General features: G+C 39.5%; 6 protein-coding genes. 2 read left to right on the top strand and 4 right to left on the bottom strand.

Translation table 11 applies throughout. From position 1 onward, the window contains the following. Positions 1-146: 146 nt before the first annotated feature. From CCS90_RS10240 to CCS90_RS10225, 4 genes are read right to left on the bottom strand one after another with little or no spacing between them, the layout of a single operon-like run. Positions 147-1,010 carry a polyprenyl synthetase family protein gene (locus CCS90_RS10240; protein ID WP_099019434.1) on the bottom strand — a complete coding sequence of 288 codons (864 nt, stop codon included), beginning with the start codon at positions 1,008-1,010 and terminating at the stop codon, positions 147-149. Further along, entirely contained in the window at positions 1,010-1,210 is a 201-nt protein-coding gene (locus CCS90_RS10235) for an exodeoxyribonuclease VII small subunit (RefSeq protein ID WP_099019433.1), read from the bottom strand. The genes CCS90_RS10240 and CCS90_RS10235 overlap by 1 nt, the downstream gene beginning before the upstream one ends. 9 nt (positions 1,211-1,219) lie before the next feature. Then, positions 1,220-2,491: a tRNA lysidine(34) synthetase TilS gene (gene tilS / locus CCS90_RS10230; RefSeq protein ID WP_099019432.1), complete on the bottom strand. Its 1,272-nt coding sequence runs from the start codon at positions 2,489-2,491 to the stop codon at positions 1,220-1,222. After that, complete coding sequence (locus CCS90_RS10225) at positions 2,472-3,428, bottom strand: acetyl-CoA carboxylase carboxyltransferase subunit alpha (RefSeq protein ID WP_099019431.1); 957 nt, start codon at positions 3,426-3,428, stop codon at positions 2,472-2,474. The genes tilS and CCS90_RS10225 overlap by 20 nt, the downstream gene beginning before the upstream one ends. Before the next feature lie 109 nt (positions 3,429-3,537). Here CCS90_RS10225 and CCS90_RS10220 point away from each other — a divergent pair, with 109 nt between their 5' ends. Continuing rightward, entirely contained in the window at positions 3,538-4,554 is a 1,017-nt protein-coding gene (locus CCS90_RS10220; protein ID WP_099019430.1) for an adenosine deaminase, read from the top strand. A gap of 44 nt (positions 4,555-4,598) precedes the next feature. Beyond that, positions 4,599-6,122, top strand: coding sequence for a CRTAC1 family protein (locus tag CCS90_RS10215; RefSeq protein WP_099019429.1), 1,524 nt, complete (start codon positions 4,599-4,601; stop codon positions 6,120-6,122). Positions 6,123-6,149 lie beyond the last annotated feature (27 nt).

Here is a 6,149-nt window from a genome sequence, read left to right as displayed (position 1 = left end):
GTGAAATGTAGCATCGCCGATGGTAGTGTGGGAGTTCCCATGTGAGAGTAGGACATCGCCAGGATCTTATACCAAAAAAGCCTCAACCAAAGTTGGGGCTTTTTTTTGCCTGAAATTTGTGCGAAACATTGAAAAGACAAATTAACTTAATGATTCCTTTGAAGAATTAACGCAGTAAGTTGCTTTAACATGTCCGTATTGAATTCTATATTTTCCAACAAATGATAGGCTTTATTAATGTGATGGTCTGCTTGATCCTTGGCGTTTTGTAAGCCCAATAGACTGGGGTAAGTGGCTTTTTTGTTTTTGGTGTCGGAATTGGCAGGTTTACCCAAAGTTTCAGTGTCTTGTGTAACATCTAAAATATCATCAACAATTTGAAATGCCACCCCTAAATGTTCCGCAAATAAATGGTATTTGATTTTACAATCATCAGCCAGGTTGTTTTTTAATTCAGTGGTCAGTTGGACACATGCTTGTAATAAAGCACCGGTCTTTGCTGCATGAATTTTTTGTAAATCAGCCATTCCTATATTTTTATTTTCAGCCATCAAGTCTAAACTTTGACCACCGGCCATACCAACAATGCCACTCAATTGAGCCAATTTTGCTATCATGGCTACTACATTAGGAGCATCTGCTGGTGTATTGGCTAAGGTCTCATAGGCCAAAGATTGCAAAGCATCACCTGCCAGAATTGCAGTGGCCTCATCAAATTTGATGTGATTGGTCGCTTTTCCTCTTCTTAAATCATCATTATCCATGGCTGGTAAATCATCATGAATCAATGAATAGGCATGAATCATCTCAATGGCAGCAGCGATGTAGTCCGCAGTATCAAGATTGATCTTCAAACTTTCTGCTGTGGCATAGACCAGTAATGGCCTGATGCGTTTACCACCAGAGAGCAATGAATATTGCATCGATTGTTTGAGTCTAGAGTTCTCGTTACTTGATGCTTCGATTTGTTTGCTTAAAAATGAATTGATTCGGTTTTGATAGTGAAGCATCAGTTGTTAGTTTGTTGTGTCATCAGTGATTCAATTTTTTTCTCAGCAGCATCTATGATTTTTTGACATTCTCTGGTCATTTTGATGCCGTGTTCATACAGTTTTAATGACTCTTCAAGTCCAACATCACTTTGTTCCATTTTTGAAATGATGTCTGCAAGTTGAGATAAGTTGTTTTCAAAAGTTTTAGTTTGGCTCATGTTGCTATTTTACAAAAGAAATTGTGGAGATAGCCATTCATATTCTGTATTTAATTCATCTAAAAGCAGATTGAATTTCTGAGAAACGAAATAGGAACCCACTGCCATCAATTCATTATCAATATATAGATAAGGAATAACCAATCTTTCCCAAGGTGGGATGGCGTGAGATTGAAACAGTTTTTTTATTTTTTGCCTGTGTTTATGACCTTTGAGCAAAATGACTTCACTGGTTTGGCAAAATTTAATTGTTGCATTGAAGGAAGCTGAATGATTACCAGTCATGATCAATTGTCCTGTCATATAGGGCAATTCTATGGGCTTGTTGGTGGTCAATTGCAGCCTAAGTTCCTTTGTGGAAGGGGGGGTAATAAGCTTCAAAGCATAAATTTGTTTTTTCCAACATTGTAATTTATAGCCATCAGTGATGAGTTCAGTTTGTTTGTCATGACTTGATTGCATGGAATCAGCAGAAAATTGCAAAAGCCTTTTGTGACTGGGTGATCGTAATCCCAGGTTATGTAACCAATGATAAATGAAAGTGGCCAGTTGATTCGGTTTTGTATGGGCTTGGACTTTGATTGGGTTGGTTTTTCCAACCAAGTCTGATAACAAAGCAAGGGATTGTTTCAGGTTGTTTGCCGTTAAACAAATTTGTTGAATACCATCAGATTGATATTGATTGATGATGGGCACCATTTGATTCCGAATGAAATTTCTACTGTATTGATCGTTATCATTGCTGGGATCATTTACATATGACAAACAATGGGAGCTGATATACTGCTGAATGTCATTTTTTGATGTCGATAATAATGGTCTATATACCCTGTATTTGAATTGTTTCGACAGGGGCTCGATTGCAGTCATGCCGAGTAATCCTGTACCACGAATAAGTCTAAATAAAATGGTTTCTGCTTGGTCTGATTGATGGTGTCCGGTTAACAGGCAATCATCCGGTTTGAGATGCTGATCAAATACATTGAGTCTGGCAGAACGAAGGTCATTTTCACTGAGAGAATGAGGAGTAACCGATTCTGTAATAAATTTTATACCACGGTCATGACAAAATGCATGGCAATGTTGTTGCCATAGTTTGGCATTGTCATTGATGTTGTGATTGACATGGATGGCAACCAGTTTTGATTTATATGGAGAGTTTGACAAAACATGCAGCAAGGCTGTGGAATCCATTCCACCGCTAAAAGCCACAAAATATTGACGAGCTTCGGGTAATTTTTTAAGGTTTATCAGTGTTTGATTATTCGGTGAATGCACCATACGCCATTAATTTTTTATAACGGGCATCAGTCAATTTTTTATCATCCAATTGGCTTAAACGGTTTAATTCTTTATTAATGGTTGATTTGAGTTGTTCTGCTACAAATTCGGGGTCGCGATAAGCACTGCCTAATGGCTCATTAATGACTTGGTCTATTAATCCGAGTTTTTTAAGTTTGCTTGAGGTGATGCTCAGTGCTTCAGCTGCATCTTGTGCTTTATCGGCACTTCGCCATAGAATAGATGCACAACCTTCAGGAGAAATTACCGAGTAGGTGCTGTACTGTAACATCAAGGTCAGGTCACCAACGCCTATTGCCAAGGCCCCACCTGATCCTCCTTCACCAATCACTGTGCAAATAATCGGTACCTTTAAATCAGACATGACTTCTAGATTTTTAGCAATGGCTTCAGATTGGCCACGTTCTTCTGCTCCGATTCCAGGGTATGCACCAGGGGTGTCAATGAAAGTCAGAATAGGGATGTTAAATTGTTCTGCCAGACGCATCAGTCGCAAAGCTTTGCGATAACCTTCTGGTCTGGGCATGCCAAAATTACGTTTTATTTTTGATTTGGTATTGCGCCCTTTTTGATGTCCAATGACCATCACAGATTGACCATCAAGTTTTGCTAAGCCACCAATTATTGCCAGATCATCAGCAAAGGCACGGTCACCATGAAGTTCATGAAAATCAGTAAACATCATTTCAATGTAATCTAAAGTGTAGGGCCTTTTCGGGTGGCGAGCTAATTTTGAAATTTGCCAGTCAGATAGGTTCGAAAAAATTTGTTCGGTCTTTGATTTCAGTTTACTTTTGAGTCTTTGAATTTCTTCATCAATATTCATCGAATTGTCATCGCTGACATTTTGCAATTCATTGATTTTTGCTTCTAATTCAGCAAGGGGTTGTTCAAAATCTAAGTAATCGGTATTCATACACTGTCATGATTTTATCTCAATCGAGTATTTTACGTCTTAGCCAGCCAATGTGCCAGTCGAAAACAACAAGAAAATGGTATGATGTGATGTTTTTTTCATAAACAAGATGTCTGAATTCATAAAACAATTACCTAAAGTTGAATTACATATGCACATAGAAGGTTCTATGATGCCTGAAATGTTGTTACAACTGGCTGAAAAAAATAAAATTAAAATACCTTACAAATCACTTGAAGATGTAAAAAATGCCTATGAGTTTAAAGACTTAAGTGAATTCATTGACATTTATATCCGTGGTACTGAGGTGATCCAAAGTGCAGAGGATTTTTATCAACTGACCATGGCATATTTGGCTAAATGCCATGCACAGAATATCATGCACACCGAAGTATTTTGTGACATCAGAACTTATACAGATCGGGGTTTACCTGCAGAGATGGTATTGGATGGCATAGAAGCTGCTTTTCAAGAAGGTGAAAAACACTTTGGCATCAGTGGTCAAATGATACCCACATTCATCCGTCACCTTGGACCAGAAAAAGCGCTGGAGGACTGGCAGTTTTTTAAACAACACACAACTAGGTTTTCTGCGGTTGGTTTGGCTGCAGTAGAAATGGGTTTTCCCGCCAAGTTGTTTAAACAAGTCTTTACAGAAATAAAACAAGCAGGATTGGCAGTGGTTGCACATGCAGGAGAAGAAGGGCCAGCGGAGTATATTTGGTCTGCAATCAATGACATCGGTGTTGATAGGATTGATCATGGCATCAGGTGTTTAGATGATCCAGCCTTGGTCTCATACCTACAAAAAACACAAATCCCGTTGACCGTATGTCCTTGTTCCAACACCAGTTTGCATGTTTTTGAGCACATGAACCAGCATGTGATTGGCAAGATGTTGGATTTGGGCTTGAATGTAACAATCAACTCTGATGACCCTGCGCATTTTGGCGCTTTCTTACAAGAAAATATGGAGCAAGTGCAAATACACTGTGGAATAACTGATGAGCAACTCATCCGCATGACATTCAACGCCATCGATGCCAGCTTTGCATCCACTGAAAGAAAAGTTGAAATGCATCAATTGCTTGATCAATATGAGTCTGATTGCCAAATCGATCGGTGACTGTTGTCATTGTTTTAAAAATGTGATTTTGGTATATATACGGTATGTTTAATAAAAATAAAAAACTCTTGTTGCTGGCATTGGTTGTGCAGCAGTCAGCAGCGGTTACTTTCGAGAATGTGACCGTGGCCTTAGGTATTGACATGCCTCATTTTGCCAACAAAATGTCGACTGGTATAGCGGCAGCAGATTTTGATAACAATGGTTATGTGGATTTATACTTAACCGGGTATGACTATGACAGTAAACTGTACTTTAATGATGGGCAATCCTTTATAGAAAACAGTCAACTCATTGTGCCAGATTTGTCTGGCGAGCGATGTGGGTCAGTTGCTGCAGCCGATTTTGATAATGATGGTTGGCAAGATATTTATGTGGCCTGTTGGGGCAATAATTATTTATTACACAACCAGCAAGGCAATGGGTTTGTTGATATCACCACCAGTTCAGGTACTGACCATCTTGAAAGAACGGAAGCCGTTTCATGGGGAGATTTAAACAATGATGGATTACTTGATTTAGTCTTGGGTGTGACCCCCTTGTCTGGTACGCCTGACTTAAATGATCCCAATGATTTGGATCATGTGTTTTTTAACAATGGGGACCTGACATTTACAGATATTTATGGTGTGCTTGATCCTGTAGAAATATCAAGATCCACCCTGGCTCTGGTTTTAACTGACATAGACATGGACAATGACTTGGATATTTATTTTGCCAATGACAAGCATCAAGTCAATGTGATGTTAAGAAACGATGGCCCAGGTTGTGGTGGATGGTGTTTTACCAATGTGGCTGGTGCTCAAGGGTCAGATCATTCTGCCTATTGTATGGGAGTGGCTGTAGGTGACTATGACAACGATTTGGATTGGGACCTCAGTTATTCCAGTATAGATGAACATATTTTATTGCAAAACACCCATACCAATACCGAACCTATTTTCAGTTCAGTCGCTCAAAGTGCTGGGGTAAATATAAGCACGGGCTATGGTTGGAGTACCCTGTTGTTTGATACCGACAATGATGGTTGGGAAGACATGTATCTAGCAACCACTGGAGGCGCACCTCAACCTGTCAGCAACCATTTGTTTCACAACAATCAAAACGGGACTTTTTCTGACATCACCGCCACCTCTGGAGTTGAAGACATTCACCCCACCGAAGGGGCTGCCTGGTTAGACTATGATCAGGATGGTAGGTTGGATTTGACTGTGGGTAGATTCAATTTAAATTATCAATTTTTAAAAAATTCAACAGTCAACAACCAGCATTGGATTGGATTCAAGTTGAGAGGAGGTGCGGATGTCAATCGAGATGCAATCGGTAGCAAAATAATTGTCACCGATGCCTTAGGCAATTCACAAATGAGGGAGCTACGAGCGGGTGAATCAAGAGGGTCTAATAATGAAAAAATACTACATTTCGGCTTAGGCAATGCATCCAGTGTGTCAGCCCAAATCATTTGGCCCAATGGCTACCAACAATCCATCGATCAAGTTGCAGCTGACCAATATATACAACTGGTCTATCCGGTCTATGATCATATTTTTACCCATCAGTTTGAATAAAAGGTCATCACATGTTCAATGGGCTTG

Source organism: Marinicella litoralis (genome assembly GCF_002591915.1).
Lineage (GTDB): Bacteria > Pseudomonadota > Gammaproteobacteria > Xanthomonadales > Marinicellaceae > Marinicella > Marinicella litoralis.
The sequence above is the reverse complement of the archived record's forward strand: the minus strand, read 5'-3'. Positions and strand labels throughout refer to the sequence as shown.

Coding starts and splice junctions, on each gene's coding strand:
- CCS90_RS10240 (WP_099019434.1), bottom strand. CDS start 1,010: ATGCTTCACTATCAAAACCGAATCAATTCATTTTTAAGCAAACAAATC.
- CCS90_RS10235 (WP_099019433.1), bottom strand. CDS start 1,210: ATGAGCCAAACTAAAACTTTTGAAAACAACTTATCTCAACTTGCAGAC.
- tilS (WP_099019432.1), bottom strand. CDS start 2,491: ATGGTGCATTCACCGAATAATCAAACACTGATAAACCTTAAAAAATTA.
- CCS90_RS10225 (WP_099019431.1), bottom strand. CDS start 3,428: ATGAATACCGATTACTTAGATTTTGAACAACCCCTTGCTGAATTAGAA.
- CCS90_RS10220 (WP_099019430.1), top strand. CDS start 3,538: ATGTCTGAATTCATAAAACAATTACCTAAAGTTGAATTACATATGCAC.
- CCS90_RS10215 (WP_099019429.1), top strand. CDS start 4,599: ATGTTTAATAAAAATAAAAAACTCTTGTTGCTGGCATTGGTTGTGCAG.